15 protein-coding genes and 4 tRNA genes are annotated in these 15,869 nt (G+C 72.7%); 10 read left to right on the forward strand and 9 right to left on the reverse strand.

Going from position 1 to position 15,869, the window contains the following annotated elements; translation table 11 throughout:
• Positions 1-131: 131 nt before the first annotated feature.
• A complete protein-coding gene (gene thrS, locus JQT67_RS01525) occupies positions 132-2,042 on the reverse strand; it encodes a threonine--tRNA ligase (protein WP_243755556.1) in 1,911 nt (636 codons plus the stop codon).
• A 112-nt stretch (positions 2,043-2,154) separates the two neighbouring features.
• Here thrS and JQT67_RS13600 point away from each other — a divergent pair, with 112 nt between their 5' ends.
• Positions 2,155-2,289 carry a hypothetical protein gene (locus JQT67_RS13600; protein ID WP_279537636.1) on the forward strand — a complete coding sequence of 45 codons (135 nt, stop codon included), beginning with the start codon at positions 2,155-2,157 and terminating at the stop codon, positions 2,287-2,289.
• A gap of 15 nt (positions 2,290-2,304) precedes the next feature.
• On the opposite strand, the gene JQT67_RS01530 is transcribed toward JQT67_RS13600, so the two are convergent.
• Positions 2,305-3,771 (reverse strand): YdiU family protein, encoded by a 1,467-nt coding sequence (locus JQT67_RS01530; protein ID WP_208063186.1) that lies wholly within the window; start codon positions 3,769-3,771, stop codon positions 2,305-2,307.
• 126 nt (positions 3,772-3,897) lie between these two features.
• Between JQT67_RS01530 and JQT67_RS01535 the strand changes: the two genes are divergently transcribed.
• Positions 3,898-4,140 carry a hypothetical protein gene (locus JQT67_RS01535; RefSeq protein WP_208063187.1) on the forward strand — a complete coding sequence of 81 codons (243 nt, stop codon included), beginning with the start codon at positions 3,898-3,900 and terminating at the stop codon, positions 4,138-4,140.
• Positions 4,141-4,210: 70 nt separating this feature from the next.
• Here the strand turns inward: JQT67_RS01535 and JQT67_RS01540 are convergent.
• The 3 genes from JQT67_RS01540 to JQT67_RS01550 form a co-directional block, all read right to left on the reverse strand.
• Positions 4,211-4,285: transfer RNA gene (locus tag JQT67_RS01540), tRNA-Val, on the reverse strand.
• Positions 4,286-4,299: 14 nt separating this feature from the next.
• Positions 4,300-4,370 (reverse strand) — tRNA-Cys (locus JQT67_RS01545).
• Between the two features lie 37 nt (positions 4,371-4,407).
• A tRNA-Gly gene (locus JQT67_RS01550) sits at positions 4,408-4,479 on the reverse strand.
• A gap of 159 nt (positions 4,480-4,638) precedes the next feature.
• Between JQT67_RS01550 and JQT67_RS01555 the strand changes: the two genes are divergently transcribed.
• Positions 4,639-4,711, forward strand: a tRNA-Val gene (locus tag JQT67_RS01555).
• A gap of 53 nt (positions 4,712-4,764) precedes the next feature.
• Here the strand turns inward: JQT67_RS01555 and JQT67_RS01560 are convergent.
• Positions 4,765-5,166 (reverse strand): four-helix bundle copper-binding protein, encoded by a 402-nt coding sequence (locus JQT67_RS01560; protein ID WP_208063188.1) that lies wholly within the window; start codon positions 5,164-5,166, stop codon positions 4,765-4,767.
• A gap of 93 nt (positions 5,167-5,259) precedes the next feature.
• On the opposite strand from JQT67_RS01560, the gene JQT67_RS01565 reads away from it, so the two are divergent.
• Together JQT67_RS01565 and JQT67_RS01570 are read left to right on the forward strand one after the other, a co-directional pair.
• Positions 5,260-5,937 carry an SDR family NAD(P)-dependent oxidoreductase gene (locus tag JQT67_RS01565; protein ID WP_208063189.1) on the forward strand — a complete coding sequence of 226 codons (678 nt, stop codon included), beginning with the start codon at positions 5,260-5,262 and terminating at the stop codon, positions 5,935-5,937.
• 149 nt (positions 5,938-6,086) lie between these two features.
• Positions 6,087-7,643, forward strand: coding sequence for an HNH endonuclease signature motif containing protein (locus JQT67_RS01570; RefSeq protein ID WP_208063190.1), 1,557 nt, complete (start codon positions 6,087-6,089; stop codon positions 7,641-7,643).
• An 81-nt stretch (positions 7,644-7,724) separates the two neighbouring features.
• Here the strand turns inward: JQT67_RS01570 and JQT67_RS01575 are convergent, their stop codons facing one another.
• The gene (locus tag JQT67_RS01575; RefSeq protein WP_021011777.1) at positions 7,725-8,957 is read right to left on the reverse strand and encodes an ammonium transporter; all 1,233 of its coding nucleotides are present in this window, start codon (positions 8,955-8,957) and stop codon (positions 7,725-7,727) included.
• 162 nt (positions 8,958-9,119) lie between these two features.
• On the opposite strand from JQT67_RS01575, the gene JQT67_RS01580 reads away from it, so the two are divergent.
• Positions 9,120-10,325 carry a Na+/H+ antiporter NhaA gene (locus JQT67_RS01580; RefSeq protein ID WP_208063191.1) on the forward strand — a complete coding sequence of 402 codons (1,206 nt, stop codon included), beginning with the start codon at positions 9,120-9,122 and terminating at the stop codon, positions 10,323-10,325.
• A gap of 5 nt (positions 10,326-10,330) precedes the next feature.
• Here JQT67_RS01580 and zapE read toward each other — a convergent pair whose 3' ends face one another.
• Positions 10,331-11,332 carry a cell division protein ZapE gene (gene zapE / locus JQT67_RS01585; RefSeq protein WP_021011775.1) on the reverse strand — a complete coding sequence of 334 codons (1,002 nt, stop codon included), beginning with the start codon at positions 11,330-11,332 and terminating at the stop codon, positions 10,331-10,333.
• Between the two features lie 131 nt (positions 11,333-11,463).
• Between zapE and JQT67_RS01590 the strand changes: the two genes are divergently transcribed.
• Positions 11,464-12,354: a sulfurtransferase gene (locus tag JQT67_RS01590; RefSeq protein WP_208063192.1), complete on the forward strand. Its 891-nt coding sequence runs from the start codon at positions 11,464-11,466 to the stop codon at positions 12,352-12,354.
• On the forward strand, positions 12,351-12,776 hold the full coding sequence (locus JQT67_RS01595; protein ID WP_208063193.1) for a SufE family protein: 426 nt from the start codon (positions 12,351-12,353) through the stop codon (positions 12,774-12,776). Before JQT67_RS01590 ends, JQT67_RS01595 begins: the two co-directional genes overlap by 4 nt.
• A 13-nt stretch (positions 12,777-12,789) precedes the next feature.
• Here the strand turns inward: JQT67_RS01595 and JQT67_RS13700 are convergent, their stop codons facing one another.
• Positions 12,790-13,968 carry a S9 family peptidase gene (locus tag JQT67_RS13700; protein WP_208063194.1) on the reverse strand — a complete coding sequence of 393 codons (1,179 nt, stop codon included), beginning with the start codon at positions 13,966-13,968 and terminating at the stop codon, positions 12,790-12,792.
• A 22-nt stretch (positions 13,969-13,990) separates the two neighbouring features.
• Between JQT67_RS13700 and JQT67_RS01605 the strand changes: the two genes are divergently transcribed.
• Positions 13,991-14,587 carry a DUF3000 domain-containing protein gene (locus JQT67_RS01605; RefSeq protein WP_021011771.1) on the forward strand — a complete coding sequence of 199 codons (597 nt, stop codon included), beginning with the start codon at positions 13,991-13,993 and terminating at the stop codon, positions 14,585-14,587.
• 43 nt (positions 14,588-14,630) lie between these two features.
• On the forward strand, positions 14,631-15,830 hold the full coding sequence (locus JQT67_RS01610) for an HRDC domain-containing protein (RefSeq protein ID WP_208063407.1): 1,200 nt from the start codon (positions 14,631-14,633) through the stop codon (positions 15,828-15,830).
• The last annotated feature ends 39 nt before the right edge of the window (positions 15,831-15,869 follow it).

The following is a 15,869-nucleotide window of genomic DNA, read 5'->3' on the forward strand; positions in this document are numbered from 1 at the left end:
CTGGGTCGGCGCGCCCCACGCGTGCTCGGCGACGAGCGGCTCCTCGGGCGGCTCGGCCGGGTCGAACGCCGGGAGCGCGTCGCGGTGGAGCGCCGCGCGCTCGGCCGGCTCGTCGAGGTGCCGCTCGTCGGTCATACGTGCGCCTTCGTCTCGATCGCCTCGACGATGCGGCGGATCGCCTCGTCGACCGGCACGCCGTTGTCCTGCGTGCCGTCGCGGAAGCGGAACGAGACGCTGCCCGCGTCGCGGTCCTTCTCCCCCGCGATGAGCTGGAACGGCACCTTCATGAGCGTGTGCGTGCGGATCTTCTTCTGCATGCGCTCGTCGGAGCGGTCGACCTCGACGCGCACGCCCTTGGCCCGCAGCTGCGCCGCGATGTCCTCGAGGTAGTCGGCGTAGTCCTCGGCGACCGGCACGCCGACGACCTGCACCGGCGCGAGCCACACCGGGAAGGCGCCCGCGTAGTGCTCGAGCAGGATGGCGAAGAAGCGCTCGATCGAGCCGAACAGCGCGCGGTGGATCATGATGGGCCGCTGCTTCGAGCCGTCGGCCGCGGTGTACTCGAGCTCGAAGCGCTCGGGCAGGTTGAAGTCGAGCTGCACCGTCGAGAGCTGCCACGAGCGGCCGATCGCGTCCGTCACCTTGAGGTCGATCTTGGGGCCGTAGAAGGCGGCCTCGCCCGGCTCCTCCACGACCTCGAGCCCGGAGGCGCGCGCGACGCGCCGCAGCGCATCCGTCGCCGTCTCCCACACGGCCTCGTCGCCGATCCACTTCTCCTTCTCGTCGTCGCGCATCGAGAGCTCGAGGCGGAAGTCGGTGAGCCCGAAGTCCTTGAGCAGCGAGAGCACGAACTCGAGGACCTTCGTCGTCTCCTCCTCGAGCTGCTCGGGGGTGACGAAGAGGTGCGCGTCGTCCTGCGTGAAGCCGCGCACGCGCGTGAGGCCGTGCAGCGCGCCCGAGAGCTCGTTGCGGTAGACCGTGCCGTTCTCTGCGAGCCGGAGCGGCAGGTCGCGGTAGCTGCGCGAGCGATCCTTGTAGATGAGGATGTGCATCGGGCAGTTCATGGGCTTGAGGTAGTAGTCGACGCCCTGCTTCGTGACGTTGCCCTCGTCGTCGCGCTCCTCGTCCATGTGGATCGGGGGCCACATCCCCTCGCCGTAGGTGACGAGGTGGTTGGAGGTGACGAAGAGGTCGCGCTTCGTGATGTGCGGGGTGTAGACGTAGCTGTAGCCCTGCTCGATGTGGCGGCGGCGCGCGTGCTGCTCCATCTCGCCGCGCGCGATCGCGCCGCGCGGGTGCCACACCGACAGGCCAGAGCCGATCTCGTCGGGGAACGAGAAGAGGTCGAGCTCGCGGCCGAGCTTGCGGTGGTCGCGCTTCGCGGCCTCCTCGAGGCGCTGCTGGTAGGCGCGCAGCTCGTCCTTCGACGGCCACGCGGTGCCGTAGATGCGCTGGAGCTGCGGCAGGTCGGTCTTGCCGCGCCAGTAGGCGCCGGCGACGCGCGTGAGCGCGAAGCCGTTGCCGATGAGTCGGGTGCTCGGCAGGTGCGGGCCGCGGCAGAGGTCCTTCCACGCCACCTCGCCCGTCTTCGGGTCGACGTTGTCGTAGATCGTGAGCTCGCCCGCGCCGACCTCGACCGAGGCGCCCTCGGCGGCCTTCTCCGCGCCGCCCTTGAGGCCGATGAGCTCGAGCTTGTAGGGCTCGTCGGCGAGCTCGGCGCGCGCCTCCTCGTCGGTCACGACGCGGCGCACGAAGCGCTGGCCGGCCTTGACGATGCGCTCCATCTCCTTCTGCAGCGCCTTGAGGTCGTCGCTCGAGAACGCCTCGGGGAGGTCGAAGTCGTAGTAGAAGCCGTCCTGCACGGGCGGGCCGATGCCGAGCCGCGCCTCCGGGTTGACGCGCTGCACGGCCTGAGCGAGCACGTGCGCGGCGGAGTGGCGCAGGATGTCGAGGCCGTCGGGGCTGTCGATCGTCACCGGCTCCGCGCTCGCGCCGTCGGGCACCTCGCGCGCGAGGTCCTGCAGCTCGCCGTCGACGCGCATGGCGACGACGGCACGGTCGGAGAAGAGGTCGAATCCGGTGGTCACCGCTCCATCGTAGATCGCCGCCCGCGCGCGCCCGGTCAGCGTCAGTGGCGGGTGATGGGATGCGGCCATGGGGAATGACGAGACGGATGCGGTGGTCGAGCCCGAGCTGCACGACGGCTGGGCGACGAGCACGGACCTCTTCCAGCTGGACGTCTGGATGGCGCGGCACGCCGCACCGGATGCCGAGGCGAGCGACGAGTAGCGCGGTCGCGGCGCGTCAGGTGCCGCAGTAGGTGCGGTAGGCGCGGAAGTCGGCCTCGGGGCCGGGCTCGGCGTAGCGCTCGAAGCCCTCGCGCTCGTCGAAGGGCAGGCGCACGGCGTCGAGCAGCCGCTCGAGCGGGGCGAGGTCGCCCTCCGTCGCTGCGGCGAGGGCCTCCTCGACGAGGTGGTTGCGGGGGACGTAGACGGGGTTCACGCGGCCCATCGCCTCGGCGTCGGGGCGCAGGGCGAGCCAGCGCTCCGCCCACGCGTCGAAGGCGGCCCGGTGCACGAACCGGTCGCGCGTCGCGTCGGCGCGGCCACGCGCGACGCCGCTCAGCCCGCGGAAGAAGGTCGTGAGGTCGACGCGGCTCGACTCGAGCATCGCGAGCAGCTCGTCGACGAGCAGCGCGGCGGCCTCGTCGTCGACGTCAGACCCGAGGCCCAGCTTCGCGCGCATCCCGGCGAGCCACGCCGCGCGGTACTGCGGCGCGAACCCCTTGAGCGCGCCGACCGCGAGCTCGAGCGCCTGCTCCTGATCGTCGGCGAGCAGCGGCAGCAGCGCCTCGCCGAGCCGCGCGAGGTTCCACTCGGCGATCGCCGGCTGGTTGCCGTAGGCGTAGCGCCCGCGGTGGTCGATCGAGCTGAAGACCGTCGCCGGGTCGTACGCCTCCATGAACGCGCACGGCCCGTAGTCGATCGACTCGCCCGAGATCGTCATGTTGTCGGTGTTCATGACGCCGTGGACGAATCCCACGAGCATCCACTTGGCGACGAGCTCTGCTTGCGCCGCGATCACGGCGCGGTAGAGCTCGACGTATGGCTCGGGGCTCTCGGCTGCGGCCGGCGCGTGACGGGCGATCGCGTGGTCGGCGAGGCGGCGGAGGACGCCCGCGTCACCCGTCGAGGCGGCGAGCTGGAAGGTGCCGACCCGGAGGTGGCTGCTCGCGACCCGCGCGAGCACGGCGCCCGGCAGCCACTCGTCGCGCCGCACGAAGCGGCCGGTCGAGACGACCGCGAGCGAGCGCGTCGTCGGGATCCCGAGCGCGTGCATGGCCTCGCTCACGACGAGCTCGCGCAGCATCGGCCCGATCGCGGCGAGGCCGTCGCCGCCGCGCGCGAAGCGGGTCGGGCCGGATCCCTTGAGGTGCAGGTCGCGGAGCTGCCCCTCGCGGTCGACGAGCTCGCCGAGCAGCAGCGCCCGGCCGTCGCCTAGCACGGGTGAGTAGGCGCCGAACTGATGCCCGGCGTAGGCCTGCGCGACGGGCGTCGCTCCCTCGGGCAGCGCGGTGCCGACGAGCAGGCGCACGCCGTCGTCGCTGCGCAGGAAGTCGGGGTCGAGGCCCAGCTCGGCCGCGAGCGCGTCGTTGAGCACGAGCAGCTTCGGCTCCGGCGGCTCGACGGCCTGCCACGGCATCGCGAGCTCCGGGAGCTCGCGAGCGAATCGCGCGTCGAGCGCGACGGCCGTGCCGGGGAGTGCGATCACGCGGCGAGGCTAGCCCCGCATCCTGATCGCGCGCCGGGCCGGCGCCGTCGATCCGATCCGCATCGCTCGCGCTGCCGGTCGCCACGAGCCACGCGTGGCTCGACCGAGCGGGCATAGGCTCCGGACATGAGCCACCCCACGCAGCACACCGTCTACTCCGCCGCCGACATCGCTGCGGTGCTCGACGGGCTGCGGGAGTGCGGGCCAGACCCGCTCGCGCTGCGCCGCTGGGCGGCGCGCCGCGAGGTGCGCACGGCGCTCGTGCGCGCGAGCCGGCTCGTGAGCTCCGTGCGGCTGCCCGGCAAGACGCCGGGCGGCGGATGGGTCGAGTTCTCGCTCATCGACGGCGCCTGGTCGCGCACCAGGTAGCCGCCCGCGGTCGCGCTCGACGCATCCGCCTCGAGGAACACGAAGACCCCCAGTCGAGCTGGGGGTCTGATGGTGGGCGATACTGGGTTCGAACCAGTGACCTCTTCCGTGTCAGGGAAGCGCGCTACCGCTGCGCCAATCGCCCTAGGAGGGGAATCGAGGTGGAGACGGGATTCGAACCCGCGTAGACGGCTTTGCAGGCCGCTGCCTCACCACTCGGCCACCCCACCAGGTGGTGTGAGATTCGCTCTCATGAGATTGCTCTCGAGCGGATGACGAGATTCGAACTCGCGACCCTCACCTTGGCAAGGTGATGCGCTACCACTGCGCCACATCCGCGGGGCTCATCGCTGAGCGCCTTGGAAGACTATACCCACGGCTCCGGCGCGATGCAAAATCGAGCCCGCGTCGTAGCGTCGGCGCCCTCCTGGTCATGCGCGGGGCTCCGGATGTGGCACACTGGATCGGTCCGCACGCGCCTCGCGCGCTGAGCGGCACGGGCGATTGGCGCAGTTGGTAGCGCGCTTCCTTCACACGGAAGAGGTCATCAGTTCGAGTCTGGTATCGCCCACCGGCAGGGCCCGCACCGTCATGGTGCGGGCCCTCACTCGTTCCGGTCGGCGCCTACGCGGCAGCTGCCTCGCAGTGCTCGGCGCAGCGCTCGCACGCCTCCGCGCACTCGCGGCAGTGGTCCATGTCGTGACGGCGGCACTCGGCCGCGCATGCGCGGCACATCGACGCGCACGCCTCGAGCAGCGCGCTCACCGTCTCCGGCGGCAGCGCGGCGCCGCGTCGCAGGATGCCCGCGACAGCGGTGCAGAGCTCGGCGCACGCCTCGCACATCGCGGCGCAGTCGAGCATCCCCTCGCGCACATCGGCGGCGGCGCACTCGCGGCACGCCGTCGCGCAGCGCTCGAGCTCGGCGATGTGCGCGCTGTGGTCGACGGCCTGCCCTCCGGCTCCTCCGGCGCCTGCTCCCCCGGCGCCTGCTCCCCCGGCGTGCTCCTCCTCGTGACCGTGGTGCATCGTCCCTCCTCTCGGCGGGCCGGCGCCCGCGCATCGGTTGCCCGCGACCGTACGCGCGGATGCTGGGCGCGCGGTGAGCGCTAGCGTCGAGCCATGGATCTCCAGCTCTCAGACCGGGTCGTGCTCGTCGTCGGCGGCACGGGCTTCATCGGCAGCGCGATCGTCGACACGCTCCTAGCCGAGGGCGCGACCGTCGTCGCCGCCGCGCGCGGCGAGTCGGCCGACGTCGTCCTCGACGCGTCCGACGACGCATCCATCGCCCGGGCGCTCGAGCGCGTGCGCTCGGAGCACGGGCGGCTGGATGCGGTGGTCGTCACCGCCGCCCCCGCCGCGCAGACGCTCGACCAGTCGCGGCTGAGCGACCCCGTGCAGGTCGCCGAGGCGGTCGAGGGCAAGGCGATGGCGTTCCTTCGGGTCGCGAACGCCGTCATCCCCGGCATGCGCGAGGCCGGCTTCGGCCGGGTCATCGGCGTGAGCGGCCAGAACGCCCTGCTGACGGGCAACATCACCGGCTCGGTGCGGAACGCCGCGCTGCTGATCGCGGCGAAGAACCTCGCCGACGAGCTCGCCGGCACGGGCGTCGCGGTCAACATCGTCAACCCCGGTCCCGTGACGGAGTCGCCGAGCGCGGAGGTCGCCGCGGGCAAGCCCGGGGAGTCGTCGCCGCAGCAGATCGCCGACCTCGTCGCGTTCCTCGTCTCGCCGCGCTCGAGCCTCTCGGGCGAGTCGATCGCGACGGGCCACAAGGTGCGCGGCGCCGTCTTCCTCTGACCCGGCCACGCTCGCTGATTCCGGCCCGGGCGCGATGCGCAGAGCGTGTCGAACGGCACTGCACTCGGCAGTTGACCGGGCCAAAACGGTTCTCCACAACCTGCTCCCGCGCCCGCTCGCGTGTCAGTGGTGCGTGGTGGAATGCGTGCATGGATGACTGGGCGGGGCTCGATGCGGAGGAGTACATCGCGTCGATCCGTGCGGGGGCGATCGACCCGCGCGGCCGCACCGCCGATGAGCTCGAGGAGGAGCTCGCCGCCTACGACCGCGAGTGGGCCGAGCGGCTCGCTCGCTTGAGCAACGCCGAGGTCGAGGAGGTCATCGCCGGCCGCATGGAGGTGCCGCCGCTGCCCGGCACGGTGCCGGCGGTCGAGCGGCCGGCGTCGGTGCGGCGGCAGGAGGCGCTCGCCGGCCGGATCCGGGCGATCGAGCAGCGCCGCGCCCGGCTCGAGGCCGAGCACCGGGAGGTCCTCGCCGCCGAGCTCCAGCACTTGCGCGACGCTGGCGGCGACGTCGGCATGGCCGTGAAGGAGAGCGCCTCGATCCTCGCGGCCGAGCTGCGCCTCTCCGACCGCGCGATGGAGCGGAAGCTGGTCGAGGCGTGGACGACCATCACCGACCTGCCAGCCGCGCACGCGTCCCACAAGGCCGGCCGCATCACCGGTACGCACTTGCGGGCGATCGAGCAGGCCACCGAATCGCTTCGCTCCGATCCCTCGGTCGACCCCGACGATAGGGCTCGAGTCGAGGCGGAGCTGGTGGAGATCGCCGAGCGGGTCACCCCCTCGCAGCTGCGCTCGCGTGCCCGGCGGATCGTGGATCGGGCGATGGCGGAGCCGCTGCAGCGCCGTCACGACCAGGCGGTCGAGCAGCGCCGCGCGTGGGTCGAGGACGGCGATGGCGGGATCTCGACGCTCTCGCTCTCGGGCCCCTCGGTGACCATCCACGGCGCGTTCAACCGGGCGACCGACGCCGCACGTGGGAAGCCGAAGGACGATCCGCGCAGCTTCGACCAGTACCGGCTCGATGCGCTCATGGAGCTGCTGGTCACCGGGCAGGCGCCGGCGAACCTGCACCGCATCAACCCGATCTCGGCAACGGTCACGATCACCATCCCGGCGACCGAGCTGCTGAAGCAGACCGACGAGGACGAGCCGCAGCTGCGCTTCTCGGGTGCCCTCGAGGGCGGGGCGCTCGTCGACGCGGCCACGGTGCGAGCCCTGGCCTCGGAGACGATCACCTGGGAGCGGCTGTTCCTCCACCCCGTCACCGGGGTCCCGGTCGCGGTCGACACGTACAAGCCCAACCGGGCCATGCGCCGCTGGCTCCAGCGCCGCGACGGCCGCTGCCGCTGGCCCGGCAGCACCAACCGCGTCTCCCGCGCCGACGCCGACCACACCATCGCCCACGCCGACGGCGGACCCACGACCCTCTCGAACCTCGCGCACCTGTGCCGTCGCCACCACCTCATGAAGCACGCCACCGCCTGGACCGTCCGCCAGCTCGACCAGGGCGTGCTCGAATGGACCAGCCCCACAGGGAAGATCTACCTCGACGAGCCAGAGCCCGCCGGACCCGCGTTCGTCGACCGCGGCGTCGACATCTGGGACCTCTCGCGCGACCAACCCGCCAAGTGCACCGCGAGCGATCCGCCATGGGCACACCTCAAGGACTGCACCTGCGACCTCACCGGCGCCGCCCGCTGACCCGTCCTTCCAAGCGCTCGACACGCACCCGGCGCGCGACGAGGCCCCGGGCGTGCGCCCGGGGCCCCGACCGAGATCTGCTCAGGCGTTCGCGCGCTCGAGCTCGTACTCGTAGGCCTCCTCGCCGTGCACGATGAGGTCGACGCCCGCGAGCTCGTCCTCGTGCTTCACGCGGAACCCGATCGTCTTCTCGATCGCGAAGCCGATCGCGAACGCGACCACGAAGGCGTAGAGCATCACGCCGAGCGAGGCGATGAGCTGCACGACGAGCTGGCCGATGCCGCCGCCGACGAGCATGCCCGTGTCGGTCGCGAAGAAGCCGAGGTAGACGGTGCCGAGCATGCCGCCGACGAGGTGGATGCCGACGACGTCGAGCGAGTCGTCGAAGCCGAGCTTGAACTTCAGCTCGACCGCGAGGGCACACAGCGCTCCGGAGAGCGCCCCGAGCAGCAGCGCCCAGCCGGGCGTGAGGTTGGCGCACGCCGGCGTGATCGCGACGAGGCCCGCGACTGCACCCGAGGCGGCGCCGACCGAGGTGGGCTTGCCGTCCTTGAGCTTCTCGACGAGCAGCCAGGCGCAGATCGAGGCGGCGGTCGCTCCGATGGTGTTGAGCGTGATGAGGCCCGCGTTGCCGAGGCCGTTCAGCCACTCCGCACCGACGTTGAACCCGAACCATCCGAACCACAGGATGGAGGCGCCGAGGATGACGAACGGCACGTTGTGCGGCTTGTGCTCACCCTTCCCGAAGCGGATGCGCTTGCCGAGCACGAACGTGAGGGCGAGCGCCGCGGCGCCGGCGTTGATGTGCACGGCAGTGCCGCCCGCGTAGTCGATGACAGCCGGCAGGCCGAGCAGCTCGCCGAGCGAGTACGCCCAGCCGCCGCCCCACACCCATGCGGCGATCGGGAAGTAGCCGAGCGTCGCGAAGGCGCCCGCGAAGAGCATCCACGCGCCGAACTTCGCGCGGTCGGCGATCGCGCCCGAGATGAGCGCGACGGTGATGATCGCGAAGGTCGAGCCGTAGGCGACGCCGACGAGATCGGTGTTCGCGCTCTCGCCTGCCGCGAGCGCCGCGAGACCGAAGTCGCTGAACGGGTTGCCCGAGAAGGCGAGCGGCGACTCGACCGCCGCCATGTTGAACCCGTAGAGGATCCAGAGGGTGCCGACGAGGCCGATGGCCCCGAACGACATCATCATCATGCTGATGACGCTCTTCGCACGCACGAGGCCGCCGTAGAAGAACGCGAGCCCGGGCGTCATGAACAGCACGAGGGCTGTCGCCACGACGCCGAAGGCGATGCTGCCTGCATCCATGGGGTGCTCCTTGAGGGTCTTGGAAGGGACGTGAGCCGAGCATCCTCCCGCCCTGTTTCGCCGGGCCGCGCGCGTGCGTTTCGAGTTCGTGAACGGATGCGCGGGGCTGTTACGGGCGCGTTTCGGGCGCCGGGCGCTCCCCTGGATGAAAGGATCGAAAGCATGGCGCTCTCCTGGATCCGCAACCCGCAGGTGTCGGCGATGCTGCTGCTGGGAGCGGCGATCCTCGGCCTCGTGGTCGCCAACACGGGACTCGGACCGGGCCTGCAGGAGCTCAAGGGCGCCCACCTGCCGTTCACCGTCTTCGGGCTCGACCTCTCGGCCGCGCACTGGGTGACCGACGGCCTGCTCGTCGTCTTCTTCTTCGTCGTCGCGGTCGAGCTCCGCTACGAGTTCACGCAAGGCGAGCTCAACTCCCTGTCGAAGGCGGCGGTGCCGACGATCGCGGCGCTCGGCGGCGTCGCGCTGCCGGCGCTCATCTACTTCAACGTCGCGGGCGCCGACGGCGCGCAGGGCTGGCCCATCCCGACCGCGACCGACATCGCGTTCGCCCTCGGGGTGCTCGCACTGTTCGGCAAGCGCCTGCCGCCGCGCGTGCGCGCGCTGCTGCTCGCGCTCGCGGTCATCGACGACCTCATCGGCATCCTCTTCATCGCCGTCTTCTTCACCGAGTCGCTCTCGATCCCGCACCTCGGCGCCGCGGCCGTCGGCGTCGCCGTGTTCTGGCTGCTCGGCCGCGTGTACCGCTCCCGCCGCGGGAGCGTCGCCTTCAAGGCGCTCCTCGTCGTCGTCGCGCTCGTGACGTGGTGGCTCGTGGCGATGAGCGGCATCCACGCGACGATCGCGGGCGTCGCGCTCGGCCTCGTGCTCTCCCCCGCACCCGCCGAGTCGGGTCGCGTGCAGCTCGAGCCGCTCTCGAACGGCATCGTGCTGCCGCTGTTCGCGTTCGCCTCCGCCTCCGTGGCGATCCCGCAGGTGCCGCTCGGCGAGCTGAGCCCCGTCTTCTGGGCGATCGTGATCGCACTGCCGGTCGGCAAGCTCTTCGGCATCGGCATCGCCGGGCTCATCGGCCAAGCGGCGCTGCGCGTGCCGCGCGAGTCGCGCGTGCGGGTGCCCGAGCTCATCGGCGTCGGACTCCTCGGCGGCATCGGCTTCACCGTCTCGCTGCTCATGAACGAGCTCGCGCACCGCTCGACGCCCGAGCTCATCGTCGAGGGCACGCTCGGCGTGCTCGCGGGCTCGCTCATCTCGGCCGTCGTCGGCGGCACCTACATCGCGCTGCTCGACCGCCGCTACCCCTCTGTCGACACGGGCGAGCGCGCGGCGCTCGACGCCGACGAGCAGCGGCGCCGCACCGACGCGGAGTAGCCGGCTCAGCCCTCGCCGGCGAGCGCGTGCAGGCGCGAGATCGCCCGCAGGTACTTCTTGCGGTAGCCGCCGCCGAGCATCTCGTCGCTGAAGACGCGGTCGAGGCTCACGCCGCTCGCGCGCAGCGCGACCTGCGCGTCGTAGAGCCGGTCGACGAGCGCGACGAGCCGCAGCGCGTCGTTCTGGTCGGTCAGCACGCGCACGCCGCGGAGCCCGAGCGCCCGCACGCCGTCGACGAGGCCGACGTAGCGCGAGGGATGCACGTGCGAGAGGTGCGCGATGAGCGCGTCGAAGTCGTCGAGCGCGACCGTGCCTCCGATGCGCTCGAGCTCGCCCGCGATGGCGTCGTCGTCGGTGACGGGCGCGTGGCCCGAGACGTCGCGGTGCCGGTAGTCGTCGCCGTCGATCCGCATGATCTGGAAGCGATCCGCGATCGCCTGGATCTCGCGCAGGAAGTCGGCGGCCGCGAAGCGGCCCTCGCCGAGCGCGTTCGGGGGTGTGTTGCTCGTCGCGGCGAGCTTCGTGCCGTTCGCGACGAGCTCGCCGAGCAGGCGGGTCATGACCATCGTGTCGCCCGGGTCGTCGAGCTCGAACTCGTCGATGCACACGATCGTCGAGCCCTGCAGCGCGCGCACCGTCTCGGCGTAGCCGAGCGCCCCGACGAGCGCCGTGTACTCGATGAACGTGCCGAAGCGCTTCGGCCCGGGCATCGACTTCCAGAGGGCCGCGAGCAGGTGGGTCTTGCCGACGCCGAAGCCGCCGTCGAGGTAGATGCCGGGCTTGACCTCGGGCGCGCGGCGCTTGAAGAGGCCGCGCTTGGGCGACGTCCACACGGTCGCGAGCTCGCGCATCCGCTCGAGCGCCTCGGACTGCGACGGATGCGCGGGGTCGGGCCGGTAGGAGTCGAACGTCGCGCCGTCGAACTGCGGCGGCGGCACGAGGCTCGCGACGATCTGCTCCGCGTCGGCCTGCGGCCGGCGATCGACGAGCGAGATCGGTGCGGACATGCGCGCTCCTTCATCGGCGCCGAGCGCCGCGGGGAAGATGGAGTGGGAGGATGGCGTTCTCCCATCGCAGAAGCCTACCGAGGGCGCGATCCGCCCCTCGACGTCACGCCAGCCCCGCAGGAGGAGCATCCATGCCCGAGTCCGAGCCCCGCTTCGCCGAGTACGCCGCGCCCGAGCGGCTCGTGTCGACCGAGTGGGTGGCCGCGCACCTCGACGACCCCGATGTCGTGATCGTCGAGTCCGACGAGGACGTGCTGCTCTACGAGGTCGGCCACATCCCCGGCGCCGTGAAGATCGACTGGCACACCGAGCTCAACGACGCCGTGCTGCGCGACTACGTGAGCCCCGAGGAGTTCGCGCGACTGCTGGGCTCGAAGGGCATCGGCCGCGACACGACGGTCGTCTTCTACGGCGACAAGGCGAACTGGTGGGCGACCTACGCGCTGTGGGTGTTCGCGCTCTACGGCCACGACGACGCCCGCATCATGGACGGCGGCCGCGACAAGTGGATCGCAGAGGGCCGCGAGCTCACGCGCGAGCGCCCGACGCGTCCCGCGGTCGACTACCCCGTCACGCCGCGCGACGACGCGACGCTCCGCGCCTTCCGCGACGACGTGCTGCAGCACCTCGGCAAGCCGCTCGTCGACGTGCGCAGCCCCGAGGAGTACTCGGGCGAGCGCACGACCGCGCCCGCCTACCCCGAGGAGGGCGCGCTGCGCGCCGGCCACATCCCGACCGCGGCGAGCGTGCCGTGGGGCAAGGCGGTCAACGAGGACGGCACGTTCCGCTCGCGCGAGGAGCTCGAGTCGATCTACCTCGACGGCGCGGGCCTGCGGGGCGCCGACGACGTCATCGCCTACTGCCGCATCGGCGAGCGCTCGAGCCACACGTGGTTCGTGCTGCACCACTTGCTGGGGCTGCCGCGCGTGCGCAACTACGACGGCTCGTGGACGGAGTGGGGCTCGCTCGTCGGCGTGCCGATCGCGATCGGCGCCGAGCCCGGGGCGGTGCCGTCGCGATGAGCCTCACGCCCGCGCTCCAGGACGCGGTGGATGCGTTCCAGTCGATGGCCGAGCAGGACCGGCTGCAGCTGCTGCTCGAGTACGCCGACGACCTGCCGCCGCTGCCCGAGCGCTACGCCGACCACCCCGATCTCGGGGAGCGCGTCGCCGAGTGCCAGTCGCCCGTCTTCCTCTTCGTCGAGGTCGACCAGGCGGTGCACGTGCACGCGACGGCGCCCGAGGAGGCGCCGACGACGCGCGGCTTCGCGTCGATCCTCGTGCAGGGACTCGAGGGCGCGAGCGTCGACGAGGTGCTCGAGGTGCCCGCCGACATGCCGCGGCTGCTCGGCCTCGACCGCGCCGTCTCACCGCTGCGCCTGCGCGGCATGGCGGGCATGCTCGGGCGCATCCAGCGGCAGGTGCGCGAGCAGTCCGCCGGCTGAGCCTGCCGCGGCCTCAGGCCCCCGCGCGGGCGAGCGTCTCGTCGAGCCACTCGCCCACCTCGCGCTCGTAGCGGGCGCGGTCGAGGTTCCACAGCTTCGTGTGCCGCGCCACCGTCCACTCGCGGTAGTCGACGAGGTCGGGCCGCGCCTCGGCGAGCGACCGCGACGCATCCGGCGGCACGAAGCCGTCGTCGGCCGAGTGGAGCAGCAGGATCGGCTGCGAGAGCGCGTCGGCGTGCAGCACGTTGTCGAGCTCGTCGAAGTCGAGGCTGCGGCTGCCGCTCAGCAGCGACGCGGGCGACTCGAGCAGCCGCACGGCGCTCGAGGCGAGCCACGCGGGCAGCTTCAGCAGCCCGACCTGCAGCAGCAGCGTCGGCCGCCAGCCGACGACGGGCGAGTCGAGCACGACCGCGGCGATGCGCCGTCGGTGGCGCGAGCGGCGCGCGACCTGCAGCGCGATCTGCCCGCCCATCGACCAGCCGTGCAGCACGATCCGCCGTGCCCCGCGCGCGACGGCGAGCCCGATCGCGTCGTCGACGTCGCGCCACTCGTCGAGCCCGAGCCGCAGCTTGCCGTCGCGGCTGGGCGGCGCCTCCGAATCGTTGCGGTACGACACCGCCACGACGGGGATCCCGCGCGAGAGGTAGATGGACGCCGCGCGGATCGTCTCGTGCCGCGTCACACCGCGCCCGTGCACCTGGATGCACCACGTCCCGGCCGCCTGGTCGCCCATGACCCACGCCGGGGCGCCGCCCACCTCGGTCGGCACGACCGCGTGCTCCACCGCATCCGCCACCTGCTCCGGCTCGTGCAGCACGTAGCCCGACCAGCGCGCCGCCGAGACGCCCTCGAGCACCGCGCGCGCCTCGTCGTCGACCTGGCGCACGACGCTCGAGCCGTCCGCCTCGACGACCGCGCCGAGCACGACGATGCGCTCGCTGACCCGCAGCGCATAGGCGCCGGGCAGCGCTGTGTCGAGCGTGCGCGCGAGCCGCACGCCGCGCTCCTCGAGGCCGAGCACCGCGACGTCGTCGGCCTGCTCGCGCGGCAGCGTCACGAGCATCGAGGCGAGCACGGCGGAGGCGCCCGTCACGGCGAGCGCGGCGCCCGCGACGACCGCGCCGCCGGCGGCGAGGGCCACGCGGCCCGCTCGCCGGTCTCGGGCGGCGGCGCGCCTCGCCTGGTCGGTCACCCTCGAATCGTAGTCTTGCCGGGTGGACACGAGCAGTGCAGCACCCGGTGCGGAGCCCGAGGCCTTCCGCGCTGCGATCGACCAGCTGCGGCGCGCGGAGCTGCGCAGCGAGCTGTCGGTGCGCGAGATCCCGGCCCCCGGCCGCATCGCGCCGCACTCCTTCGCCATCGCGGCCGATGTCGGCGTGCCCGTCCACGGCCGCGACTCCGACATCGGCACCGGCCGCTTCATCCTCATGCACGACCCCGAGGAGCCCGAGGCGTGGGGCGGCGACTTCCGCATCGTGAGCTTCACGCAGGCGTCGCAGGACCCCGAGATCGGCGTCGACCCGTTCCTCGCCGAGGTCACGTGGACGTACCTGCTCGAGGCCCTCGAGCAGCGGCACGCCGAGTACCACTCCGAGTCGGGCACCGCGACGAAGATCCTCTCGAGCGGCTTCGGCGAGCTCGCCGCGCAGGGCGACGGCGCGCAGATCGAGCTGCGCGCCTCGTGGACGCCGACGGGTCGCGACTTCGGCGCGCACCTCACCGCCTGGACCGACCTGCTGTGCGCGATCGCCGGCCTCCCCGTGCAGCCCGGCGCCGCCGGCCTCGACGCCCACAGGCGATCGCGTGGCTGAGGCGGCCGAGCCCGAGACCGAGGCGCCGCAGCTGCCGCACGCGGTGGCGCAGGGCCCGTTCGACGTCATCGTCGACGCGGATGCGCTGCGGCGCGCGGCAGATCGGCTCGCGGCGGGCACGGGGCCGGTCGCCGTCGACGCCGAGCGGGCGAACGGCTTCCGCTACAGCTCGCGCGCCTACCTCGTGCAGCTGCACCGGCGCGGGAGCGGCACCGTGCTCATCGACCCGATCGCGGTCGACGACCTCTCCCCCGTGCAGGAGGCGATCGGCGCCGAGGAGTGGATCATCCACGCCGCGAGCCAGGATCTCCCGTGCCTGCGCGAGATCGGGCTCGAGCCCGCGACCCTCTTCGACACCGAGCTCGGCGCCCGGCTCGCCGGCTTCGAGCGCGTCGGCCTCGCCGCCGTGACCGAGCGGCTCGTCGGCCTGCGGCTGCGCAAGGAGCACGGCGCGAGCGACTGGTCGACGCGGCCCATCCCGCAGTCGTGGCTCGAGTACGCCGCGCTCGACGTCGAGGTGCTCCCGGATGCGCGCGACGCGCTCGCGGCGGAGCTCGAGTCGCAGGGCAAGCGGGAGATCGCCGAGCAGGAGTTCGCCTACGCCCTCGAGCGGCGCCCGAAGCCGCCCGCCGCGGAGCCGTGGCGCCGCCTCTCGGGCCTCCACACCATCCGCGACCGCCGCCAGCTCGCCGTCGCGCGCGAGCTGTGGCTCGCTCGCGACGCGCTCGCGCGCGAGACCGACACCGCGCCCGGCCGGCTCGTGCCCGACCGCTCGCTGCTCGTCGCCGCGACCGCCGGCATCGACGCGAAGCAGCGCCTCGCCGCGCGCAAGGACTTCACCGGTCGCGCGAGCCGGGCGGAGCTCGACCGCTGGTGGAGGGCGATCGAGGCGGGCCGCTCGAGTGATGACCTGCCGGCGCTGCGCGTCAAGAGCGACGAGCCCCCGCCCCCGCGCTTCTGGCGCCAGCGGCGCCCCGAGGCCGACGCGCGGCTCAAGGCGGCGCGCGCCGTGCTGCAGCAGGTGTCGGAGGAGCTCGCCATCCCGGCGGAGAACGTGCTCATGCCCGACACGCTGCGGCGCCTCGCGTGGGACCCCATCGATGCCACGCCCGATGCGATCGCCGAGGCCCTGCGCGCCCGCGAGGCGAGGCCGTGGCAGGTTGCGGCGACCGCACAGAGGATCGCCGACGCCTTTGTAGAGGCCGACCAAGCGCCCGCCGAGGCGGCCGAGGCCGACTCGTAGGAAGCGGCAACCGCCGCACGGCGTGCAGCGCGGGCTTCC

Origin of the sequence: Agrococcus sp. TF02-05 (genome assembly GCF_017565345.1) — a bacterium.
GTDB lineage: Bacteria > Actinomycetota > Actinomycetes > Actinomycetales > Microbacteriaceae > Agrococcus > Agrococcus pavilionensis.

Bases quoted from the DNA above. Each gene is read 5' to 3' on its own strand.
- thrS (WP_243755556.1), bottom strand. From the start codon at position 2,042: ATGCGCGTCGACGGCGAGCTGCAGGACCTCGCGCGCGAGGTGCCCGAC.
- JQT67_RS13600 (WP_279537636.1), top strand. From the start codon at position 2,155: ATGGGGAATGACGAGACGGATGCGGTGGTCGAGCCCGAGCTGCACGAC.
- JQT67_RS01535 (WP_208063187.1), top strand. From the start codon at position 3,898: ATGAGCCACCCCACGCAGCACACCGTCTACTCCGCCGCCGACATCGCT.
- JQT67_RS01560 (WP_208063188.1), bottom strand. From the start codon at position 5,166: ATGCACCACGGTCACGAGGAGGAGCACGCCGGGGGAGCAGGCGCCGGG.
- JQT67_RS01565 (WP_208063189.1), top strand. From the start codon at position 5,260: ATGGATCTCCAGCTCTCAGACCGGGTCGTGCTCGTCGTCGGCGGCACG.
- JQT67_RS01570 (WP_208063190.1), top strand. From the start codon at position 6,087: ATGGATGACTGGGCGGGGCTCGATGCGGAGGAGTACATCGCGTCGATC.
- JQT67_RS01575 (WP_021011777.1), bottom strand. From the start codon at position 8,957: ATGGATGCAGGCAGCATCGCCTTCGGCGTCGTGGCGACAGCCCTCGTG.
- JQT67_RS01580 (WP_208063191.1), top strand. From the start codon at position 9,120: ATGGCGCTCTCCTGGATCCGCAACCCGCAGGTGTCGGCGATGCTGCTG.
- zapE (WP_021011775.1), bottom strand. From the start codon at position 11,332: ATGTCCGCACCGATCTCGCTCGTCGATCGCCGGCCGCAGGCCGACGCG.
- JQT67_RS01590 (WP_208063192.1), top strand. From the start codon at position 11,464: ATGCCCGAGTCCGAGCCCCGCTTCGCCGAGTACGCCGCGCCCGAGCGG.
- JQT67_RS01595 (WP_208063193.1), top strand. From the start codon at position 12,351: ATGAGCCTCACGCCCGCGCTCCAGGACGCGGTGGATGCGTTCCAGTCG.